The 23,148-nt window shown below is 67.0% G+C and carries 17 protein-coding genes; 10 read left to right on the top strand and 7 right to left on the bottom strand.

The features are described from left to right. Positions 1–3: 3 nt before the first annotated feature. Positions 4–3,390, bottom strand: coding sequence for a bifunctional lysylphosphatidylglycerol synthetase/lysine--tRNA ligase LysX (gene lysX, locus ACWDPV_RS08215; protein WP_449742535.1), 3,387 nt, complete (start codon positions 3,388–3,390; stop codon positions 4–6). 64 nt (positions 3,391–3,454) lie between these two features. Here lysX and ACWDPV_RS08210 point away from each other — a divergent pair, with 64 nt between their 5' ends. Then, positions 3,455–3,667 (top strand): RNA-binding S4 domain-containing protein, encoded by a 213-nt coding sequence (locus ACWDPV_RS08210; RefSeq protein WP_449742534.1) that lies wholly within the window; start codon positions 3,455–3,457, stop codon positions 3,665–3,667. Positions 3,668–3,710: 43 nt separating this feature from the next. Here the strand turns inward: ACWDPV_RS08210 and ACWDPV_RS08205 are convergent, their stop codons facing one another. The 4 genes from ACWDPV_RS08205 to gltB all read right to left on the bottom strand — a co-directional run bounded on the left by ACWDPV_RS08205 (position 3,711) and on the right by gltB (position 10,673). Further along, complete coding sequence (locus ACWDPV_RS08205) at positions 3,711–3,860, bottom strand: hypothetical protein (protein WP_449742533.1); 150 nt, start codon at positions 3,858–3,860, stop codon at positions 3,711–3,713. 183 nt (positions 3,861–4,043) lie between these two features. Beyond that, entirely contained in the window at positions 4,044–4,478 is a 435-nt protein-coding gene (locus tag ACWDPV_RS08200) for an SRPBCC family protein (RefSeq protein ID WP_449742532.1), read from the bottom strand. A gap of 143 nt (positions 4,479–4,621) precedes the next feature. After that, the gene (locus tag ACWDPV_RS08195) at positions 4,622–6,076 is read right to left on the bottom strand and encodes a glutamate synthase subunit beta (protein ID WP_449742531.1); all 1,455 of its coding nucleotides are present in this window, start codon (positions 6,074–6,076) and stop codon (positions 4,622–4,624) included. Beyond that, positions 6,069–10,673 (bottom strand): glutamate synthase large subunit, encoded by a 4,605-nt coding sequence (gene gltB, locus ACWDPV_RS08190; protein WP_449742530.1) that lies wholly within the window; start codon positions 10,671–10,673, stop codon positions 6,069–6,071. The genes ACWDPV_RS08195 and gltB overlap by 8 nt, the downstream gene beginning before the upstream one ends. Positions 10,674–11,134: 461 nt before the next feature. Here gltB and ACWDPV_RS08185 point away from each other — a divergent pair, with 461 nt between their 5' ends. The 3 genes from ACWDPV_RS08185 to ACWDPV_RS08175 all read left to right on the top strand — a co-directional run bounded on the left by ACWDPV_RS08185 (position 11,135) and on the right by ACWDPV_RS08175 (position 13,366). Next, positions 11,135–12,229, top strand: coding sequence for an alpha/beta hydrolase (locus ACWDPV_RS08185; protein WP_449742529.1), 1,095 nt, complete (start codon positions 11,135–11,137; stop codon positions 12,227–12,229). Between the two features lie 29 nt (positions 12,230–12,258). After that, positions 12,259–12,858, top strand: coding sequence for a DUF937 domain-containing protein (locus ACWDPV_RS08180; protein ID WP_449742528.1), 600 nt, complete (start codon positions 12,259–12,261; stop codon positions 12,856–12,858). Positions 12,859–12,979: 121 nt separating this feature from the next. Continuing rightward, positions 12,980–13,366 carry a DUF4189 domain-containing protein gene (locus tag ACWDPV_RS08175; protein ID WP_449742527.1) on the top strand — a complete coding sequence of 129 codons (387 nt, stop codon included), beginning with the start codon at positions 12,980–12,982 and terminating at the stop codon, positions 13,364–13,366. A gap of 82 nt (positions 13,367–13,448) precedes the next feature. Here ACWDPV_RS08175 and ACWDPV_RS08170 read toward each other — a convergent pair whose 3' ends face one another. Together ACWDPV_RS08170 and ACWDPV_RS08165 are read right to left on the bottom strand one after the other, a co-directional pair. Beyond that, positions 13,449–15,605: a DUF2254 family protein gene (locus tag ACWDPV_RS08170; protein WP_449742526.1), complete on the bottom strand. Its 2,157-nt coding sequence runs from the start codon at positions 15,603–15,605 to the stop codon at positions 13,449–13,451. Positions 15,606–15,724: 119 nt separating this feature from the next. Beyond that, positions 15,725–17,437 carry a flavin-containing monooxygenase gene (locus ACWDPV_RS08165; protein ID WP_449742525.1) on the bottom strand — a complete coding sequence of 571 codons (1,713 nt, stop codon included), beginning with the start codon at positions 17,435–17,437 and terminating at the stop codon, positions 15,725–15,727. Here ACWDPV_RS08165 and ACWDPV_RS08160 point away from each other — a divergent pair. The 6 genes from ACWDPV_RS08160 to ACWDPV_RS08135 all read left to right on the top strand — a co-directional run bounded on the left by ACWDPV_RS08160 (position 17,325) and on the right by ACWDPV_RS08135 (position 23,138). Continuing rightward, positions 17,325–18,791: a phosphopantetheine-binding protein gene (locus ACWDPV_RS08160; protein ID WP_449742524.1), complete on the top strand. Its 1,467-nt coding sequence runs from the start codon at positions 17,325–17,327 to the stop codon at positions 18,789–18,791. The two genes, ACWDPV_RS08165 and ACWDPV_RS08160, sit on opposite strands and share 113 nt — an antisense overlap. Positions 18,792–18,857: 66 nt before the next feature. Then, a complete protein-coding gene (locus ACWDPV_RS08155) occupies positions 18,858–19,571 on the top strand; it encodes a condensation domain-containing protein (protein ID WP_449742523.1) in 714 nt (237 codons plus the stop codon). Continuing rightward, complete coding sequence (locus ACWDPV_RS08150) at positions 19,568–20,431, top strand: glycosyltransferase family 2 protein (RefSeq protein WP_449742522.1); 864 nt, start codon at positions 19,568–19,570, stop codon at positions 20,429–20,431. The genes ACWDPV_RS08155 and ACWDPV_RS08150 overlap by 4 nt, the downstream gene beginning before the upstream one ends. A gap of 120 nt (positions 20,432–20,551) precedes the next feature. Then, a complete protein-coding gene (locus ACWDPV_RS08145; protein WP_449742521.1) occupies positions 20,552–21,190 on the top strand; it encodes a response regulator in 639 nt (212 codons plus the stop codon). After that, complete coding sequence (locus ACWDPV_RS08140; RefSeq protein WP_449742520.1) at positions 21,187–22,464, top strand: sensor histidine kinase; 1,278 nt, start codon at positions 21,187–21,189, stop codon at positions 22,462–22,464. The genes ACWDPV_RS08145 and ACWDPV_RS08140 overlap by 4 nt, the downstream gene beginning before the upstream one ends. A 188-nt stretch (positions 22,465–22,652) precedes the next feature. Continuing rightward, positions 22,653–23,138: a hypothetical protein gene (locus ACWDPV_RS08135; RefSeq protein ID WP_449742519.1), complete on the top strand. Its 486-nt coding sequence runs from the start codon at positions 22,653–22,655 to the stop codon at positions 23,136–23,138. The last annotated feature ends 10 nt before the right edge of the window (positions 23,139–23,148 follow it).

The following is a 23,148-nucleotide window of genomic DNA, read 5'->3' as shown; positions in this document are numbered from 1 at the left end:
CGGTTATCCCTCGTCCGGTTTGACGAGCGGGAACGGCAGGGATTCGCGGATGGACTGGCCGGTGATGAGCATGACCACGCGGTCCACGCCGATACCGAGGCCACCGGTGGGCGGCATCGCGTACTCCAAGGCCTCGAGGAAGTCCTCGTCGAGTTCCATCGCCTCGGGATCACCGTCGGCGGCCAGGATCGACTGCGCGGTGAGCCGGGCCCGCTGCTCCACGGGGTCGGTCAATTCGGTGTACGCGGTACCCAATTCGACGCCCCACGCCACCAGATCCCAACGTTCGGCGACACCCGGGCGGCTGCGGTGCGCACGCGTCAACGGCGACGTCGACGTCGGGAAGTCGATGTAGAAGGTCGGGAAGGTGGTGCGGTCCTCACCGAGATGTTCGTAGAGTTCGAGTACCAGTGCGCCGGCATCCCAGTCGGGACGGTGCGCGATCTCCAGCCGATCGCAGATACGACGCAGTTCCTCGGCGCTCGTCTCCGGGGTGATCTCCTCGCCGGCACCTTCGGAGACCACCTCGTGCACCGTCTTCACCGGCCACGGTCCGGAGATGTCGATACGCTGCGTCTCGCCGTCGTCGCCGGTCCGGTAGATCACCGGTTCACCGTGCGCGGCGGTCGCGGCGAACTGGATCATCTCCCGCGTCAGATCCAGCATTTTGAGGTAATCACTGTGTGCCTCATAGGCTTCCAGGCTGGTGAACTCCGGGTTGTGGGAGAAGTCGACGCCTTCGTTGCGGAAGTTGCGGCCGATCTCGAAGACCTTCTCCACCCCGCCGACGCACAGCCGCTTGAGGTAGAGTTCCGGCGCGATCCGCAGGTACAGGTCGAGGTTGTAGGCGTTGATGTGGGTCCGGAACGGAGTTGCGTTGGCGCCGCCATGGATTCGTTGCAGAATCGGCGTCTCGACCTCGAGATAGTCACGGGTGGCCAGGAAGTCGCGTAGCGACTTCACCACCACGCTGCGGATACGCAGCAGATCACGGCTTTCGGCATTGGTGGCCAGATCCAGATACCGTTGCCGGACACGGGCTTCCGGGTCGGCCAGGCCGGACCACTTGTCCGGGAGCGGACGCAGGCATTTGCCGTTGATCCGCCACGCGTCGATGAGGATCGACAGTTCGCCCTTACGGCTGGTGCCGACCTCGCCGCGTACCTCGATCAGGTCACCGAGATCCACATCCGAGCCGAAATCCGGTGTGCCCGGAATGATCCGATCGGCCTCGACGAGGAGCTGCACCTGTCCCGACCAGTCGTGGACGTCGGCGAAGATGACCTTGCCGAAGTCGCGGAAGCGGGTCACCCGTCCGGCGATCGTCACCTGCGTACCCATCGGCTCGGCGACGGCCTGCGCGATGGTGTGGGTCGGGGCATCGGCGGGTGGATACGGATCGAATCCCTGCTCGACGAGCCGCTCCAGTTTGGCCATCCGGACCCGCACCTGCTCGGGGCGGTGGACCTCCACGGCGCTGCGGTCGGCCTCGGCCTCGAATTGCGCGATCAGCGCGTCGACGTCGACACCGGCCGGGATCGACGGCTGGCCCGCCTCGTACTGTTCCTTGCGGCCGAACCGCGGCAGCCGCACGAATCCCTCTGTGACCACGCTCGCCAGGCCCGCACGCGGCAGCATCCGGGCGTCCTCGAAGCACAGGAACCGCGGTTGCCAATCCGGCAGGTACTTGGCGTTGGACTTGTAGAGCGATTCCATCTGGAAGAACCGGGAACCGAACATCAGCACCGAGTAGGTGGCCCGCATGACCGGGCCGGCACCGATCTGGCCACCCTGCTCGAAGAACGCGCGGAACGTCGCGAAGTTCAGCGAGACGTCGGTGACACCGACCTGCTCGGCCTGTCGGCACAGTTCTGCGACCATCGTCTCGACGACGCCGTTGACGCCGTTGCGGTCGCGGCGCATCAGATCCAGCGACACCCCGCGCCGTCCCCACGGCACGAAGCTCAGCATGCCGATCACCCGTTCCGTGCCATCGTCGCCGGTCTGGATCGCCTCGACGAGCAGACAGTTGTCGTCGGCCGGATCACCGATCCGGGAGAGCGCCATCGCGAATCCGCGCTCCTCGTCGGTGTCGCGCCACGCGTCGGCACGCGCCACGACGTCGACCATCTCGGCGTCGGTCAGCTCTCCGTGCCGACGAATACGCACCATCACCCCGGCCCGACGGTTACGGGTGACGGCCTGACGTACGCTCTTCATCGCCGATCCGGACAGGCTGAACTCGCGGGTGTGGATGATCGCCTCGTCGCCGATGTTGAGGGTGTTGAACCCGGCCGCATCGTAGGCCTCGGCGCCGCGTTCGCCGGCGCCCATCGCCGCCGGATGCCACCCGTACCGTTCACACAGGGTCAGGAACTCCGCGATCGCGCCGGGCCACGATTCCCGGTCACCGATCGGATCACCGCCGGCCAGGCCGACACCCAACTCCACCCGATAAGTGATGGCGGCACGGCCGTCGGGTGAGAACACCACCGCCTTGTCCCGCCGGGTGGAGAAATAGGCCAGCGAGTCGTCGTCGCCGAATCGGGTGATCAACGCGCGGATGAGGCGTTCATCCTCCGCGGTCATCAACGATTTCAGACGTTGCGACCGGAACAGCACGATCGCCGCGGCGATGAGTGCCAGTGCGCCGAACAACCCCAGCAGGCCGTTGATCGGCGCGTGGGCGTGACCGTCGAAGGTGCGTTGGTCGATGGTCGCGAAGGCCACCACCCGGTTGAAGGCGTACGGCAGGCGCTCACCGGACTGCAACGTTCCGGGGAACAGTGCCACCAGCGCCCACCCGAGGAGGGTGGCGACGAACAGGCCCACGATCAGGACGACGAGCGCGCGCAGCAGCGCCGCGCGCCGGACCCGCGTATAGAACTGTCGATAGGTGAGAAGCAGGAAGATCAGGATCGCGACGTCGATCCCCAAGCCGATGACGAGGTTGACGCGTTCGGTCCGCGAAATCTCGAGTTCGTCGGCGACCGCCGGGATGAGCAGCAGGGAGTTGGTGAGCATGAACAGCACCAGGATGATGACGCAGATCCACCAGGCGATGCGTTTGCGGGCGGCCAGCGCGATGGCGACGAGCGCCAGCACGTACGCCCACGCGAAGCTGGTCTCCGGCATCGCGATGATGTAGTTGTCCACGTAGTCGCGGGGTACGTGAATCCAGTGCCGGAAGAACGGCAGAATGCTCGACGCCAATGCGATCGCCGCCATGACGCCGACGACGGTGCCGGCGATCTGCGGTGCCCGATGTCCGAAACCCCGCGGGTGCCGGATCTGCTCGAGCAGATCCGCCGACCGCCGGTCGGCGACCGTCCGGTCGGGCTCATGCGGGACGTCGGTGCCGGTTCGCGAGGGTGGTGTGTCGACCGCCATGGCAGCCAACGTTAGTCGGCGGTTGCGGTCGCCACGAGTGGTTCATTACGGGCACTATGGGCGTGTGTTCGACGTGACGATCAGAGATGACACGATCCGCCTCGGCCAGTTCCTGAAGCTGGCCAACCTCATCGAGTCCGGGGCGGAGGCCAAGGAGGTCATCGCCGACGGCGAGGTCTCGGTGAACGGTGAGGTGGAGACCCGACGCGGCCGGCAGTTGGCCGTCGGTGACGTGGTCGAGTTCGCCGGCGAGTCGGCGCGGGTCGTCGCCGAGTAGCGGTACGGCCACCGCGGGCGGCCGCGACGCGGGCTGACGCGGGTTAGAGCGCCAGTCGCTTGAGTTCGGCGGGGGTTGCCAGTCGTTCCGCCTCGGCCGGGAACATCCGGGCCTGCCGGCGACCACGCCGGTTGGCCAGCGCGAACAGTTTGGAGGGGCGTCGGTGAGAGTTGATGCTGTCAGTCAATTTCATGACTTGAGGCTTCCCTGATCAGTACAACGGATACGAACTTCAAAGAACCGTAGTTGTCGATTCCCCAATCGCAACTCACCCGTGTACGTCGATGATGACACGCGCAACGTTACCGATCCGGTAGCGACGCGCCAGCGCGTTGACCTGCGGAAAATCTCCCGAGTGGCACACGCCACACAGATTTCAGCGGGACTCGAGCACCTCGGTCATCTGTTTCGGCACCGAATCGGCCAGCCGCCCGAAGATGAATCCGAACAGCAGTTCGCCGATGAACGCGAACCGGTGGAAGTCGACCAGCGCGCGGTACGTGATCGTCGTCCCGCCGCCGTCGGCGTCGGCGAAGGACAGATCGTCGGAGGTCGTGGCGGTCTTGTTGCTGCCGGAGAACACGACGTGGTCGGCGTCGTCGCGCACCAACTCATAGGTCAGTTCGGTGGAGATGCCGTACAGCTTCGACTTGTTGTGCCAGCGGGTACCGAGCCCTATGTCGCCCGGCGTTTCCGGCGTGCACTCGACGGTCCCGGGATCCCAGGCGGTGGCGTTGGCGAAGTCACGCAGATAGGCCACGACCTCTGCGCGCGGACGGCTGACGGTGAAGGTGCGGGATACGTCGACCACGGATGAGTCCTCTCGATCGCTGAGCGGTGTCATCAGGGATTCGCCGACGACCCCGGTTCGGATGAGAGCAATGGGGTCCTGTTGGAAAATATGTGTGCTGTGGCACCCAGATTCTCCAACAGGACCCAACCTCAGCGGGCGTGTCAGCGCTGAGCGACCTGCGTCGGATAGATCGGCGCGGGCAGATCGGTCTGGCCGGCGAGGAACGCGTCGGCGGCCGCCGCGGCCGAACGGCCCTCGGCGATCGCCCACACGATCAGCGACTGACCACGGCCGGCGTCACCGGCCACGAACACGCCATCCTGGCCGATCGCCCGGAACTCGTCGTCGCGCTTGATGTTTCCGCGCTGGTCGTACTCGACGCCGAGCTTGTCGAGCAGATCGTTGCGCTCGGGGCCGACGAAGCCCATGGCCAGCAGGACGAGATCGCATTCCAGCTCGAAGTCGGAGCCCTCGACCTTCTGGAAGCGACCGTCGACCATCTTCACCTCGTGCGCCTGGAGCGCGGTGACCTTGCCGTTCTCGCCGACGAACTGCTCGGTGTTGACCGAGAACACCCGCTCGCCGCCCTCCTCGTGGGCCGAGGAGACGCGGTACATCAGCGGATACGTCGGCCACGGGGTCGACTCGGCACGTTCCTGTGGCGGCCGCGGCATGATCTCGAACTGGTGCACGATCTCGGCACCCTGACGCAGCGAGGTGCCCAGGCAGTCGGCGCCGGTGTCGCCGCCGCCGATGATGACGACCTTTTTGCCCTTGGCGCTGATCTGGGATTCGACGGTGTCGCCCAACTGGATCCGGTTGGCCTGCGGCAGGAACTCCATCGCCTGATGGATACCGTCGAGTTCACGACCCGGGATGGGCAGGTCACGACCGATGGTCGAGCCCATCGCGAGCACCACCGCGTCGTAATCGGTGCGCAGCTGCTCGATGGTGATGTCGACGCCGACGTTGACGCCGGTCCGGAAGACGGTGCCCTCGGCCTTCATCTGCTCCAGACGACGGTCGATGTGCCGCTTCTCCATCTTGAACTCGGGGATGCCGTAGCGCAGCAGACCACCGATGCGGTCGGCCCGCTCGTAGACGTACACGGTGTGACCGGCGCGGGTGAGCTGCTGCGCGGCAGCCAATCCGGCAGGGCCCGAGCCGACGACGGCCACATTCTTACCGGTCCGCTCGGTCGGCAGCACCGGGGTGACCAGGCCGGAATCCCAGGCGTTGTCGATGAGTTCGACCTCGACCTGCTTGATGGTCACGGCAGGCTGGTTGATGCCGAGCACGCACGACGCCTCGCACGGCGCCGGGCACAACCGACCGGTGAACTCCGGGAAGTTGTTGGTGGCGTGCAGCCGTTCGATGCCGGCATCCCACTGGTTCTTGTAGACCAGATCGTTCCACTCGGGGATCAGGTTCCCCAGCGGGCAACCGTTGTGGCAGAACGGGATACCGCAATCCATGCAGCGACTGGCCTGCGTCTTTAACTCGTCCTTGCCGAAGTCGGTGTAGACCTCTTTCCAGTCGAGCAGTCGCAGGTCGACGGGTCGACGGTCGGGCAGTTCACGCTCGGTGTGCTTGAGGAATCCTCTGGGGTCAGCCACGTGCGGCCTCCATGATCGCTTCGTTCACGTCTCGTCCATCTCGCTCGGCCGCTGCCGCCGCCGCGAGCACCCGCTTGAAGTCGCGGGGCATCACCTTGGCGAACTGGCTCTGCGTGGTCTCCCACTCGGTGAGAACCGCTGCGGCAACCGGAGATCCGGTCTCGTCGCGGTGCTCGGAGATCGTCGCCGACAGGAACGCGATGTCCTCGTCGTCGAGCGGCTCGAACTCCACCAGTTCGGTGTTGAGGTTGTCGGCGAATCGTCCCGCCGGGTCGTATACGTAGGCGATGCCGCCGGACATGCCGGCCGCGAAGTTGCGTCCGGTGTCCCCGAGTACCACCACCCGGCCACCGGTCATGTACTCGCAGCCGTGATCGCCGACGCCCTCGACGACGGCGGTCGCACCCGAGTTACGCACGCAGAACCGCTCACCGACCACACCACGCAGGAAGATCTTGCCCGCTGTCGCACCGAAGCCGATCACGTTGCCGGCGATGATGTTGTCCTCGGCCACAAAGCCTTCCGGCGCATTGGCCGCCGGGCGCACCACGATACGACCACCGGAGAGTCCCTTGCCGACGAAGTCGTTGGCGTCGCCCTCGAGGCGCAGGGTGATGCCCTTGGGCACGAACGCTCCGAAGCTGTTGCCCGCCGACCCGGTGAAGTCGATCATGATGGTGCCGTCCGGAAGCCCTTGCGCACCATAGGTCTTGGTGACCTCGTGGCCGAGCATGGTGCCGACGGTGCGGTTGACGTTGGTGATCTTCGAGGTGAAGCTCACCCGGGTACCACTGTCGATCGCCTCACGGCTCTGCGCGATCAGTTGCTGGTCGAGCGCCTTGTCCAGACCGTGGTCCTGCACGCCGGAGCAGTACAGATCCTGGTTCATGAACGGCGACTCGGTCAGCGCCAGCACCGACGACAGATCCAGCTTGCCGGCCTTGTCCGACGCCCAATGCGCCTGCGCCTTACCGGTATCAAGTGCCTCGACGTGACCGACGGCCTCCTGCAGCGTCCGGAATCCCAGACGCGCCAGCAGTTCCCGGACCTCTTCGGCGATGAACAGGAAGAAGTTCTCGACGAACTCCGGCTTGCCGGTGAAACGCTCACGCAGCAGCGGGTTCTGGGTGGCCACACCCACCGGGCAGGTGTCGAGGTGGCAGACCCGCATCATGATGCAGCCCGACACCACCAGCGGCGCGGTGGCGAAACCGAATTCCTCGGCACCGAGCAGTGCCGCGATCACCACGTCCCGACCGGTCTTGAGCTGGCCGTCGACCTGCACCGAGATGCGGTCGCGAAGTCCGTTGAGCAGCAATGTCTGCTGAGTCTCGGCGAGGCCGATCTCCCACGGCGCACCGGCATGCTTGAGGGAGGTCAGCGGCGACGCGCCGGTACCACCGTCATGCCCGGAGATGAGCACCACGTCGGCGTGCGCCTTGGACACACCCGCGGCGACGGTACCGACACCGATTTCACTGACCAGCTTGACGTGAATCCGCGCCTGCGGGTTCGCGTTCTTCAGGTCGTGGATCAGCTGCGCGAGATCCTCGATCGAGTAGATGTCGTGGTGCGGCGGCGGCGAGATGAGGCCGACGCCCGGCGTCGAACCACGCACCTCGGCGACCCACGGATACACCTTGTGCGGCGGCAGCTGGCCGCCCTCACCGGGCTTGGCGCCCTGCGCCATCTTGATCTGGATGTCGGTGCAGTTGGTCAGGTAGTGCGAGGTGACGCCGAAACGTCCCGACGCGACCTGCTTGATCGCGCTGCGCCGCCAGTCGCCGTTCTCGTCATGGTGGAAGCGACGCGGATCCTCGCCGCCCTCACCGGAATTCGACCGGCCACCGAGGCGGTTCATCGCGATCGCGAGGGTCTCGTGTGCCTCGGCCGAGATCGACCCGAAACTCATGGCGCCGGTGGAGAATCGCTTGACGATCTCGCGGGCGGATTCGACCTTGTCGATCGGGATCGGGTCGCGGTCACCGAAATTGAAGTCGAACAGACCACGCAGGGTGGCCAGCTTGCGCGACTGATCGTCGACGAGCTTGGTGTATTCCTTGAACACCTTGTACTGCCCGGTGCGGGTGGCGTGCTGCAGCTTGAACACCGTGTCCGGGTTGAACAGGTGGTACTCACCCTCACGGCGCCACTGGTATTCACCGCCGACCGGCAGTTCGCGATGCGCCCGCTCCGAGGGACGCTCGCTGAACGCGAGTTGGTGGCGGGCGGCGACGTCGGCGGCAATCTCGTCGAGACCGATACCACCGAGCTGGCTGCGCATGCCGGCGAAGAACTCGTCGACGGTCTCGGTGTTGATGCCGATGACCTGGAAGAGCTGGGCGCCGGTGTAGGAGGCCACCGTCGAGATGCCCATCTTGCTCATCACCTTCAGCACGCCCTTGCCCGCGGCCTTGATGTAGTTGGTGCGGGCGGTCTCGAAGTCGATGTCGCCGAGCACTCCGCGTTCGACCATGTCCTCGATGGATTCGAACGCCATGTACGGATTGACCGCTGCCGCACCGAAACCCACCAGCGTGGCGACGTGATGCACCTCGCGGCAGTCGCCGGATTCGACGATCAGGCCGACCTGGGTGCGCTTGCGCTCACGCACCAGGTGATGATGCACCGCGGCGGTCAGCAGCAGCGACGGGATCGGGGCGAGCGTCTCGTCGGATTCCCGGTCGCTCAGGATGATCAGGTTCACCCCGTCGGCGATCGCGGCGCTGACCTTGGCGCGGACCTCGTCGAGTGCCTTGCGCAGTCCGGCGCCGCCCTCGGCCACCGGATACAGGCCGTGGATGTGGGCGCTGCGGAAGTCGGGCAGGTTCTCGTCGTCGTTGATCCGGACCAGCTTGGCCAGGTGATCGTTGTCGAGAACCGGTGAGGGCAGCGCGATCTGGCGGCACGACTCGGGGCCCGGGTGCAGCAGGTCGGCTTCGGAGCCGATGGTGGCGCCGATGCTGGTGACGATCTCCTCGCGGATCGCGTCCAACGGCGGGTTGGTCACCTGCGCGAAGAGCTGCTGGAAGTAGTCGAACAACATCCGCGGCCGTGCCGAGAGCACCGCGATCGGGGTGTCGGTGCCCATCGAGCCGATGGCCTCCGCGCCGGTCTTCGCCATCGGCGCGACCAGCAGGTTCAGCTCCTCGGTGGTGTATCCGAAGGTCAACTGGCGCAACGTGACCCGGTGATGCGACATGTGCTCATGCGGCAGCGCCTTGACGTGATCGATGTGCACGAGCCCGTTGTCCAGCCACTCCTGGTAAGGGTGCTCGGCGGCGAGTTCGTCCTTGATCTCCTCGTCGTCGACGATGCGGCCGGCCGCGGTGTCGACGAGGAACATCCGGCCCGGCTGTAGGCGCATCTTCTGCACCACGTCGGAATGGTCGATGTCGAGGACGCCGACCTCCGAGGCCATCACGACGAGGCCGTCCTTGGTGACCCAGATGCGGCTGGGGCGCAGACCATTTCGGTCGAGAACCGCGCCGACGACGGTGCCGTCGGTGAAGCACACCGACGCCGGTCCGTCCCACGGCTCCATCAGCGTCGCGTGATACTCGTAGAACGCGCGGTGCTCCGGCTTCATCGACTCGTGACGTTCCCACGCCTCGGGGATCATCATCAGCACCGCATGCGGGAGGCTGCGGCCACCGAGGTGCAGCATCTCGAGCGCCTCGTCGAAGCGCGCGGTGTCGGACGCACCCGGTGTGCACACCGGGAAGATCTTCTCGGCCGTGCCCTCGCCGCCGAACAGTTCGGTGTCGATGAGCGCCTCACGGGCCCGCATCCAGTTCTCGTTGCCGGTGACGGTGTTGATCTCACCGTTGTGCGCGACGCGGCGGAACGGGTGGGCCAGCGGCCACGACGGGAAGGTGTTGGTGGAGAAGCGCGAGTGCACCAGACCCAGCGCCGACTCGACACGCGAGTCCTGCAGGTCGACGTAGAACTCCCGCAGCTGCGGGGTGGTCAGCATGCCCTTGTAGACGAAGGTCTTGCCGGACAGGCTCGGGAAGTAGACGGTCTCGCGGCCCGGGCCGTCGGCACCGGCACCCTTGTTGCCGAGTTCGTGCTGGACGCGCTTGCGGACGACGAACGCCTTGCGCTCCAGCGCCATGCCGTCGGCATCCTCGACGTCCTCGGGGAGCGAGAGGAAGACCTGACGGAAGGTCGGCATCGCGTCACGCGCGAGCGCCCCGAGACCGTTCTCGTTGGTGGGCACCTCGCGCCAGCCGAGCAGGTTCAGGCCCTCGGACTCGATGATCTTCTCGACGCCCTCGACCGCCTCGGTCACATCCTTGGAGCCCTGCGGCAGGAAGGCGATGCCGGTGGCGTAGGCGCCCTCGGCGGGCAGGTCGAAGTCGACGACCTCGCGCAGGAAGCGATCCGGAACCTGGATCATGATGCCCGCGCCGTCGCCGGTGTTCGGTTCGGCGCCGGCGGCGCCGCGATGCTCCAGGTTGACCAGCGCCATGATCGCCTTGTCGACGATGTTGCGGCTGCGTCGACCGTGCATGTCGACGACGAAGGCGACACCACAGGCATCGTGCTCGTGGACGGGGTCGTACAGACCGGTCGGACCGGGAGCATGCTTCATATTCGCCCTCACTTTGCGCGCCACTCTGCGCACCGATTCATCCGTATACGTCTTGTGCGGACTCGACACCCCCGACCCCGTCTCGACACGCCCCGGTTGGTGGGCTGACCTGGGCATTGTCGAGGGTCAAGCGGTGGCGTCCCGAGGGTCAGCGCCATTGCTGACTGATTCCACCCGACATCAGTTGTCGGGCAGGACTCACCCTGCTCGCTGAGCATTGTCGATTATTTTCTCACGGCGGGTACCCAGTATCGAAATCCGGTTACCACAACGATGCCGTCCACGCAGCGTATGAGGCATTGCGTGTCCTCCCCAAGGTCCTCGCCGACAGCGCTCTCCCCCACTGGCAGCGCCCGCCACCCCACTGACAGCGCTCACCCCCACGTTGACAGCGCTCGGTTTCGCACTGACAGCGCCCGATTTCCCCCACCGAAGGGCTACGCAGGCATAGTGTCGCGTTTGTGAACCCCACGTCAGGTGCCGCGGCGGAGCTGCCCGACACCAACGATCCCGCCACCACGGACACCCACGACGCCCCGATTGACGACCGGCATCCCTCTTCGGCCCTCGCGTCGCGGCGGACGCTGGCACTCAACTCGTATCTGCGACGGGTCACCCGCCCACTGATGGCGGGTGCCCGCTACGGCTCCCCCGCCGTCACCGCGCAGGTCATCCGCACAACCCGACCGGGACTGAACCGGGCACTGGAGGTCATGAGTCCGATCCCGGAACGCGTCGTCACCCGGCCCGTCGCGACGCGATTCGAGGGCGGTCAGGTCCGCGGCGAATGGGTCGGCGACAGCAGCCGGCACGGCGTGCACCTGACCATCGGCCGCGATCGGCCGGTGATCTATTACCTCCACGGCAGCGGATACGTCGTCTGCTCGACGCGCACCCATCGCGGGCTCGTCGCCCGGTTGAGCCGACGGACCGGATGTCTGGCCTTCAGCCTCGCCTACCGACTCGCACCCGAGTACCGGTGGCCGGCCGGCGGCGACGACGCGATCCGCGGATATCACTGGCTACTGTCCCAGGACATCGATGCCGAGCAGATCATTGTGGCCGGCGATTCCGCGGGCGGGCATCTCGCGCTCGACCTCCTCGCCGACAATCAGCGCACCGGTACTCCGCAACCGGCCGCGATGACGCTCTTCTCACCACTGTTCGACCCCACCTTCGACACCGCCGTCGCCCACCAGCGCGCCGGCGCACGCGACCCGATCATCGACGCGATCGGGGCACGCAAGATCCTGCGGCTCTACACCGGCGACGCCGATCCCGACCACCCCCGCATGCGCATCAGTGTGGATGATCGAACACCGTTGCCGCGCACATTGATCCAGTATGGCGGTCTTGAGGTGATGGGCCAGGACGCGCGTAACTATCACCAGATGCTGACCGACGCCGGTGCCAACGCACGGATCGAATCGTGGGCCGGGCAGGGGCACGTCTTCCAGATGTTCCCGCGCCTCTCACCCGAATCCGGCCATGCGCTGCGCAGCGCCGCCTCGTTCATCTCCCAATCCGTGACGACGCCCCGAACCAACACGCCCTGACCCCACACCCCAACCCAAGGAGAATCGACGTGTCCGACATCGACGACCTGATGTCCCGCCTCCCCATCGGCGACATCGCCGGCCAACTCGGCGTCGACGAGACCACCGCGCGTTCCGCTGTCGCGCAAGCCCTTCCGGCCCTTGTGGGCGGTCTGCAACATCAGTCCGCCGACGAGTCCTCGGCACAGGGCATCGCCACCGCGTTGTCTGCCCACGACAACGACCTCGCGCAGGGCACCATCAATCTCGACGATGTCGACACCGCCGACGGCGACAAGATCGTCTCGCACATCTTCGGCGACAAGACCGACTCGGTGGCCACCGCCCTGAGTGATCAGGTCCCGGCCGCCGCGGTGGATCAGGGCCTCGTCAAGAAGCTGCTGCCCATCCTCGCCCCCATCGTCATGAGTTACCTGGCGTCGAAGATCCTCAACAGGGGTGGCGCATCGTCCACCACCGCGTCCGGCGGTGCCGGAGACCTCGGCTCCATCCTCGGCGGCGCCCTCGGTGGCGGCGCGGGCGGCGGGCTCGGATCCATTCTCGGTGGTGTTCTCGGTGGTGGCTCGAAGGGCGGCTCGGGCGGCGGCCTCGGGGATCTGCTCGGCGGAATTCTCGGCGGCCGCAAGTAACGCTGGGCACCAGGACGTCTCGGACGGCAGCACCCGATCGGCTCGACACCCTCGCTCGGCCAAATGACACGCGCCGCGCGCGATGAGAAACACCTGAGGATTCGTTGTTAACGTCCCCGGCATGTTCGCACGACGCATCCTCGCCGCCCTGACGCTGACCGTTTCGCTCACCGGCGTCGGCCTGGCCCTGTCTCCGGCCGCGCCGGCCGCAGCCTACGACTACAACTTCGGCGCCATCGCCTACGACAACTACGGCGGAACCGCCGCGGCCTGGAACTACCCGACGGCGCAGGCGGCGACCGACGTGGTCGAGGCGCAGTGCGGCGAGGACTGCGGCTACTTCACCTTCTACAACTCCTGCGGTGCGGTCGCCTACTCCGACGACGGCGAGTCCGTCGCCTGGGCACGCGGGTACGACACCCACGAAGGGGCGCGTCGTGCAGCGTTGCGCAAGCTCGGCGCCGGCGTCCCCGGCCACATCGCACGGTCGGTGTGCACGGATCGCTGACACACGCGTCGATCCGTCAACCATCAAGCGCCCCAGCCCGTCACGGGTTTGGGGCGCTCGGTGTCTGCTCGCTCGCTGGCGGCTACAGTGCCGCACCCCGTTCGGAGCCGTATCCCTGCCGGTCGGGGTCGGCGGCGAGCCGACGGTCGAGCGGCACCGTCCATTCCTGGGCGAGTTGCATATCGAGGGCCTCGAGTCGTTCGAGAATCGGCGATTGCTGATCGTCGGCGCACTGCGCGGCGAGCGTTTCGTAGAGGGCGCGTAGCCGACGGTGTACCTGCGCCTGGCCATGGCTGTGGCGGCGGATCTCGTCGGTGCCGATGGCCACGTAGTCGGCCCAACTGCGCCGGTAGCCACGCACGAACCTCGACTGGCTTGCCGCGCGCACGCGTGGTGCCAGCATCAGTAACAGATCCTCGATGTGATCGAGGGCCAGAACCGCACTGCTCGGATCATTGCCCGCGGTGGAGATCGCCTTGAGCGCGATGTCGGTGATCGCCTGCAGTGCCGCCGCCGGACTCACCGACGGCTGATGGGTGTCGCCGAAGAACAGGGAGCCCAGCACTTTACGCTGAAAATCCGCATCGCTGCCCTCGTCGCCGCCGTCGGTTCGCCCGATGACGGCGATCACCCCGACGTTGTGGGATACGTTGTCGCCCACCCGGACCAGCAGGTCGAATCGCACCTGCCGCGACGCGGCGTACCGCTCCAGCATCGGCACATTGACGGCCAGGAGGATCCGACCGCGGGCACCGAGTTCCGGAAGCGTGATGACGGTCCGCGGTGCCGCTGCGGCACCGCCCCATTCGTCGACATCGGAGCCGTGGTCCACGGTCTGCCCACCGACGACGGGATACTGCCGCCGGATCGCCGAACGTCCGTCGGCGGCAATCCACCGCAGCAACTGGGCGGAGTTCAGTACCGAGCCGACCTTGGTCACCAAGGCGATGAACAGGATCGCCGACACCACGGTGAGGAAGGCCGCGATGGCGGTCGACACGCCGGGGGTGCCGTCACCGGGCCCCGACAACGCCAGGTCCATCGCTATGATCACGCTGAACACGAAGGTCGCCAGAAAGAAGCCGATGGACCAGCGCATCACCGGTTCGCGCTGCAGCATCGGGATCACCCGCACCGAGATCTGCGACGCCCCGAACTGCATCGCGAGGGTCACCGCGGTGAAGACCAGACCGGTGAGGGTGGCGGTCGCACCGGCGATCACCCCGAGCACGGTTGCCAGGGTGCCGGAATCGACGTCGAGACCCAGGTTTTCGTCGATGGTCACGCACGCGATCGCCGCGATGATGGCCAGCATCACCAGGATCACCGGAAGCCGCCAGGTCGGCACCACTTTCAGTTCCCGTCGGATGCGGCGCCAGCGGATGGCGGTGGCGATCCGGTTGGGCACCTGCACGGACGGGGATTGCGCGATCGGGGCGGGTACCGGCGCGACCGGTTGCGACACCGGCGGGGCGTCGGGCACCCCGAATCTGCCTGCGAGCGCCTCCTGCACGACAATCTTCCACCGGATCATCGGTTCACGCAGTCGTCGCTCACGCCGGATGGCCTTCTGGTGCTTACCGTCTCGACTGCCGTAGAACCAACGCGCCCACGGGGAGGCCGGTCGCGCCACCCTGACGGCGCCGACGACCAGCAGGACCGGGATGAACATCCCGATGAGCCCGGTCCACAACTTGCCCTTCACCAGGGTGATGATCGCCAGCACCACGTTGACCGCGATGCCCACCACGACGATGATCCGACGCACCACATCCGGGTCGTCACGGAATTCGCCCACCGCCGAGGAGAAGTCGAGCGGACGAAACCCCATCAGGAACAGCAGCCCGATCGCGATGGCGACGAACACCGCGTCCACCGACGCGCGTCCTTCCTTCTCCCAGTAGACGTCCCGCAGATGCAGGATCAACGCGAACTCGTCGAGCACCAGCGCACATCCGACGCCGAACAACGACGCGAGCACCGCGTCTGCGATCGGGGTGTCGAACCGTGACACGGAGATCAGCCCGAACCCGGACAGCGTCATCACGATGACGCCGAAGAACTCGTGATGCAGATGCAGACCACCGGGGGTCACGTTGCCCGGCCACCACCGCACCTGCGCCCGAATCATCCGGACGCTGAATCGGATGAACAGGAAGGTGAGGATGAACGCGACCAGGAAGACGAACAGCGGCAGCCGCCCCGGGTCGACGATGGTGCGGGTGAACCACGAGGTCACCGCGCCCGCCTCGGATGCACGATGGGGCGTCGGCAGTTCATGGCGGTGAGTCTAATTCGCCCGCCGACCGGCCACCGACCGTTTGGCACCCCCGGCCCCCGATTCCGGACACAGCCGCCTCACATCATGTGTTTGGGATGCACGTTCTTCGGCATCAGTTGCAGCAGCGACATGTCCCACACCGCGTTCCGGAGTCGGCCGACCGGCTCGGCGTAGAGATCCTCGAGGGCGGCCTTCCCGAGATTGTGGGGGCCGACGATCCGGTAGCACGACTGATTGAAACTGCCGAACCACAACTGCTTGAACAGCTTCGGGCTGATCAGCATCCGCCACATCGGGACCAGGACACCCATCTCCTTCGCGATCGAATCCAGGTAGACCACCTGCGAGGGAATCGATTCGGTGTGCCGGGGACTCAGCGCGGTCCAGTACTCCTCCCACTGCTTCTCGCGCAGGATGCGATCGGCGACGTCCGCCGGCAGCTTCTGCTTTCCGCTGCACAGTCGCGCGAAGTAGCGGGCCTGCATCTCCGCGCAGATCGGGATACCACCGGAGAAGGGCCGCACGAACCCGATGAACGCGGCGGTCCCGTCGTGCTCCGGCGGAATGGAATGCTTGTAGAGGTTGCGGACATTGCTGTCACGGACCGTCAGGTCGCCGATCGCGAGTCGTTCGGTGGTGAACCCGGTGCACAGCACGACGGTGTCGAAGTCGGCGGCCGTCGCATCCTTGAAGAAGATCTTCTTGCCGTCGGACCGATCGATCCCGGCGTCGTTGAGCGTGACCTTCCCGGACACGAGGCTCGGGATGAAGGTGACGTTCTTGCAGAAGATTCCCCGCTGGATCCAACTCCCGTCGGGATGCGAACGCCGGTTCCAGGTCCGCAGCATCTCCCAATTCGCTTCGTCCTCAACCGTTCCCAGATCCATCTTGAACGGGTGGATCGGCTCACCCATGGGATTGAGGGCGGGTTCGTCCGGTGTCCGTCCGGCCCGGCGGGCGAGTTCACCGCGCAGCCCGCCGACGCCGGCCGTGATGAACCCGAGGATCACCGAGGCCACCAGGAACACCGCTTTGGCGAACCGGTTGCGTCCCCAGAACGTCTCCAGCGGGAACGGGTAATCCGTTGAGCGACGCAGCATCTCGTGATGGTGGGAGCGGACCGTGCCGTAGTCGGTGGTCTTGTCCCCCTCGAACACCCGGGGCAGCAGCCACGTGTAGGAACGGATCGACAGCGTGGCGGACTCGGCGACGTCGCCGATCTCGCGGACGATGTCGGCGCCGGATTCGGCGAGGCCGACGATCAGGACGCGCTTGCCCCGGAAGCGTTCGTTGTTGCGGTACTGCGCGGAGTGCACGATCTCACCGTCGAAACCCTCGAGACCGGCGATGGCACGGTTGGGGGTCTTGAACGGGCCGGAGCAGATCGCGACGGCGCCGGACTCTTCGCTCGACTCGACACCGCCACGGCGCACCGACCCCGTCCACGACCTGCCGGTCTTGCGGACGTCGGTGACCTCGCTGCCGAACCGGATGTGATCGCGCAGCCGGAAGCGGTCGGCGTAGTCGCGCAGGTAGCCGTGATACTGCTTGCGTGAGTAGAAGACCCGGCCACCCTTGAACGGATGGTCGGAGTAGGCCATCAGTTTCATCGAGATGGTGAGCATCAGGTTGTCGAAGGCCTTCATCTCGTCATCGTCGCCGGCGTGCCGGAGCCAGATGCCGCCGATGTCGGCGTTCTTGTCGAAGCAGACGACCTCATGTCCTTCGTCGCGGAGTTGTTTGATGGTCGTCAGGCCGCAGGGGCCCGCTCCGACGACACAAACCTTCATGGACTACCTCCGCCTAACTCACGCGCAATGCTGTACCGGCGACCACGGACAGTTTCCGCAGTGTAGGCTTACCTTTACCGATGAACGGCGGCGGGTGGCCATCGGCACACCGCAGCCGTCGGTCACCATCCGCATCCTCGACGAGCGCCTGCAGCCGGTGCCACCCGGCTCGGCCGGCGAACTGTATCTCGGCGGCATCCAACTGGCCCGCGGCTATTACGGCGAACCTGCGCTCACCGCAACCACATTCGTGCCAGACCCGTTCGGACCGGCCCACGGCCCGGGCGCCCGGATGTATCGGACCGGCGACCGGGTCCGACTGCGTGGCGACGGGAACCTGAAGTACCTCGGCCGCACCGACCGGCAGCTGAAGATCAACGGATTCCGCATCGAACCCGGTGAGGTCGAGGCCGCGTTGCGCAGCTGCACCGGCGTCGACGACGCGGTGGTGACCGCGATTCCCGGACCCGACGGCAACGCTCGTCTGGTCGGCTTCGTGACCGGAGAGTCGTTGTCACTCACCCTGGTCCGGTGGGACGCCTCGCGACTGCTTCCCGCCTACCTGCGTCCGGAACTCCACCGCATCGATGCCGTGCCCTACACCTCCAACGGCAAGGTGGATCGCGCCCGACTCCCCCACCCCGAACCGGCCGAACGGTCCTACGTCGCACCGCAGACCGCTCTCCAACACCGGGTGGCCGATGTCATCGCCGAGGTGACCGGAGCGGGCCGAGTGGGCCTGTCCGACAACTTCTTCGCCGTCGGCGGCACCTCGCTGTCGGCGACGCGGGTGGCGGTGGCACTGGAATCCGCACTGGGCGTGGCAGTTCCGGTGCGATTGTTGTTCGACAGGATCGATGTCGAGGACCTCGCCGAGGCCATTACGGCCGGCACACCGGAGGAGTCCGCGGAAGGGCCCGCGCTGGTCCGGACCGACGACCGGTCCCCGGTGCCGTTGGCGCCGGCGCAACGCCGGATCTGGGAGGCCGTACGGGCCGGCGCCGGCCACGACTGGAATGTGCCGATCGCCCTGCGCTTCACCGGCCCCCTCGACGTCGACGCCCTGCGCGGGGCGGTTCTCGACATCGTCGACCATCATGAGACCCTGCGAACCTGTCACCGCGACAACGGGAACGGCCCCGAACTACACATCCTCCCGACGTCGGCGGTCACCGGCATCGTCGACGACGGCGTGGTGCCGCGGGACATCACCGAGGCCGACCTCCCCGGCGTCACCGCCGAAATTGCCTGGGCACCACTGGATGTGGTGTCTGCCGCGCCGATTCGGGTGCAACTGTTACGCCTCACCCCGCTACGCGCGTCAACTCACCCACTGGTCAAACGTGTTCGGTGATCGCATGCCGGCGCCGGGGACCGCGCCCGGGACGCCTCCGTCATACCACCGCGCGCCGTTGTCGGAATGGGATTCACGCGGCGCGACCACGCAATTCGGGATCGATGCCGATCTGCACGCGACCCTGGAGCGACGTGCCCGCTCGGCCCGCGTCGGGCTGTTGTCGGTCCTGCAGGCAGCATTCGCGGTGATCCTCGCCGAACGCACCGGCCCGCCGACGTACACGTCGCCACCGCGAACGCCAATCGGCCACATCCGGTGCTGGACGGGGTGGTCGGCAACTTCGCCGAGGACCTCCCGATGCGCCTCGACGTCGACGACGCCATGCCGATGGTCGACTTGATGCGCGAGGTCGCGCGGCAACTCGCGGGCGGTCTGGCCCATCCCGACATCTCGGTGCCCGATCTGATTGACGAGTGGGGCCTGCGACGCGCCCCGGCCGGACCGTCCGGCGATCCGCTCTTCGCCGCGACCCTCATCCTGCAGCAGGCCGAGCTCGGGCAGACCGACACGGCCGCCATCGATCTCGGTGGCATCCTGGTCGCGCGGGAACCAGCGGACAACACGGTCGCCAAACACGATCTGGAGTTCACCCTGGTGGAACTCCGCGACGGTGACCGCCCGGCAGACATCACCGGCACGTTGCTGTATCCGCTGGCCCGCCACTATGACGCCACCGCGGCGGCGGTCGTCGACGGACTGCTCACCATTCTGCGGGCAGTGGCCGCATCCGGCGTCGACGACCTGCGCGTCGACGACCTGCGGGAGTTGCTGCGATGAGCGTGTCGGTCGTCATCGCCTGTTATCAGGGGTTGCCGGACCTCGACGTCCAGTTGTGGGCCCTGGCGCGTCAGGATTACACCGGGGACTTCGAGGTGATCATCAGCGATAACGAGGGAAGTGCCGCGTTACGTCGGCACGTCGACACCCATCCCCTGCGGGAGCGGTTGTCGCTGCGGTGGGTCGACTCGTCCGATGTCGCCGGCACGTCGCACGCCCGCAATGTCGGTACGCACTGCGCCGCACACGACTTCATCGCCTACTGCGATCAGGATGACGCGGTGCACTCCTCGTGGTTGCGCGCCCTCTCCGATGTGGGCCGCAATGCCGATCTCGTCGGCGGGCCGCTGGAAGGCGACACCCTCAACGATCCCGTGGTAGCGGCCTGGCGCGCCCTGCCCGACCCGTCGGAGCCGGTCGTGCTCGGGCGTCATCTGCCGATGACCATCGGCTGCAACCTGGGTGTGCGGCGCGCAGTGTTCGACGCGGTCGGCGGCTGGGACGAAACCTACCCGACGGCGGGCAGCGACATCGAGTTCTGTTGGCGTATCCAGGAAGCCGGATTCCGATTCGGCTTCGCCCCCGACGCGATGGTTGCATACCGGTACCGCACCGACATCGTCGACACCTGGCATCAGGTGATCGACTACGGTCGCGAGGAGGCCCGCGTGGCCAAGCAGTACGGCGCCCCCGGCCGGCAGTGGTGGTGGCTGCCGATCCACGCCGGAGTCGTCATCGCGTTGTGTCCGCTGTGGCCGTGGGCGTGGTCACGGCGCCGTCGAGGCGAATGGGCCTGGGTCACCGGCAATCTCGTCAGCCGTATCCGGGGCAGTATCCGCTCTCGGATCTTCTATCCCTGACGCCGGGAGCCACCGAAGCCGCGACACCGTGGTCCGGAGCGTCGCCCGCCCGCAATCGTTTCACCGCCCGATTTCGCGCGACGGCCCGCCTCGGGTCTCCCGGGCGAATACCCTGGGCGAATGGATCCTCTGGTGACGGCCGTCGTGATCGACGATCACCCGTTCTTCCGCGACGGCGTGGCCCGCGGGCTGACGCAGAGCGGACGCATCCGCGTGCTGGGGGAGGCGTCCGACGGTGAGACCGGGCTCGCCCTGATCAAACGGGAACTGCCCGACGTGGCGGTCGTCGACTACCAGATGCCCGGCATGACCGGCGCCGACGTCGCACACGCGGTCACCCGGGACGGACTGGCCACCAAGGTGTTGCTGCTCTCGGCGCTCACCGACGCACCCATCGTGTTCCGGGCGCTCGAGCAGGGCGCATCGGGCTATCTCGCCAAGGACGCCGACCGCGACGAGATCGTCGGCGCCGTCACGCGAGTGGCCAAGGGCGAGACGGTGGTTCCACCGGAATTGGCCGCCGGTCTGGTGGGCGAGATCCGGTCCCGGGCGACCTCGGACGCCCCGATCCTCAGCGAACGTGAACGCCAGGTGCTCGACGGCTTCGCGCGCGGCCTGTCCATTCCGCAACTCGCCGCCGAACTGTATATCGGCGCGTCGACGGTCAAGACCCACACCCAGCATCTGTACGAGAAGCTCGGCGTCTCCGACCGCGCGGCCGCGGTCGCCGAAGGCATGCGACGCGGGCTCCTCGAGTGACGTCGGCCGACGGACCGGCCCACGCGGCACCACTCCTGGGCCTCGCCGAGCTCGCCGACGAACGCCGCATCTCCCGCATCCTGGTGGACAACGCCCTGCACGGGGTCCGCATCCAGGTGGCGCTGCGTCTGCTGCTCGCGGTCTTCGTCCTGCTCACCGTCACCGTCGACGCCCCCGCGGAGCATGCGGTGGCCTGCATCGCCATCGCCGCCGCGTATGCGGTGTGGGCGGCGATGGGTGTTGTCCTCGCGCCGCGCGGCGGCATGGACGTCATCCGCTGGTCGTGGACGGCGTTGTTCGTCGACCTCGCGGTGCTGGTGGCGGTCACCCTGATCGCCGGTGAATCCGATGAGACAAGTTGGACCGCCGATATTCTCGTCGCCGGATTCTTCGTGGTGCCGATGATCGCGGCGGTCGGGTTGCGGCCGGTGGTCTGTGCGACGGTGATGATCCCGACCGTCGTGGTGTTCTTCGTCGCCAGCGCGCTCGCCAAGGACCCCAACGGCCGCCCGTGGTCGTACATCCTGCTGAGCACCGTGGCCCTGGCGACGCTTGCCGTCGGCGCCGTGGCCCTCTCGCGTCTGCAACGGTCCCGGGTGGTGACGATCGGTTCGCTCGCGGCGGCCCGCGCACGTCTTCTCGACGACGTGATCCAGATCGAGCAACGCGAACGCCGCGACCTGGCCGAACACCTGCACGACGGAGCGCTGCAGTATGTCCTCGGGGCACGCCAGGAGCTGGCCACACTCCGCGCCGGTGACACCGTCGACCCGCGGACGCTCGCCCGCATCGACGAGGCGCTACGCGAGTCGGGTCAACTCCTGCGGTCCACCCTCGGGGAGCTCCACCCGGCCGTCCTGGAGCAGTCCGGGCTCGCGGTCGCACTGACCGACCTGACCCGCTCGATCGAGCACCGTTCCGGCATGCACATCGCCGTCGACACCGCCGGCTGGCCCGCCGGCACCACCACTCCCGCCGACTCGGTGCTCTTCTCGACCGCCCGTGAACTGCTCACCAACGTCGTCAAACATGCGCGTGCGAGCACGGTGGAGGTGACAGCCGAACTCGACGGCGGCCAGGCACGACTCGTCGTCCTCGACGACGGTGTCGGCATCGACGAGGACGCGGCCGCCCGGCGGATCTCCGACGGCCACATCGGATTGGCCTCTCGTCGAGCACGTCTGGAGGGTCAGGGCGGCAGCCTGGAGATCATCCGCCGCCCCGGCGGTGGCACCGTGGCGATCGCCGTCCTCCCGGTGACCTCGGAGGGGTGAGCCGCCGGGGGACGAGTCGGTCCCCCGATCGGTGGAGGGCGGTTTCCACCATCGCATCCGCCGGTCGGCCGAACCCCGGGGCGCGTCATCCACGGCAAAGTAATCGGTGTCAGAAGGACACGGGCCACACCGCCGAGGCCCAACCGAAATCCGCACGGGACACCGTGATTCATGATCAGGAGACACTCATGACCAGCTCCGCCCGCGTCAGCACCCCCCGCTTCGCCGCCGCCGGAGTAGGCCTCGCCTGCCTCACCGCCGGCGCCCTCGCACTCACGGCACCCGCCGCGCACGCCGGCACCCTGCCAGTCACCCACCCCGGCGAGCCGACCATCGCGATGACGATCACCAACCACACTGACAAGGCCGAACACCTCCTCAACGACGGCACCGGCCCCAACGGCGTCTGGGTCAACGCGCCCCGCCAGACCCTCGCCCCGGGTGCCACCGAGATCGTCACCGCCGTCGCACCGCACGGCACCACCCTCGACATGCACGTCGCCTACCGCGTGGGGCTCGCCGGACCCACCGCGACCTACGAGGTCAGCAACAACCAGCACAACACGAACATCGCCAACACCGGGGTGACCGGTCCGTTCGCGAAGAACTACTGGATCAACCACACCTTCTCCAGCCACCACCCCAACACCAACATCGGTTTCGATCTCTGGTGAGGACATCACC

This window comes from Gordonia sp. NPDC003504 (assembly GCF_053587995.1).
This window is presented reverse-complemented; position numbering and strand designations above follow the sequence as displayed.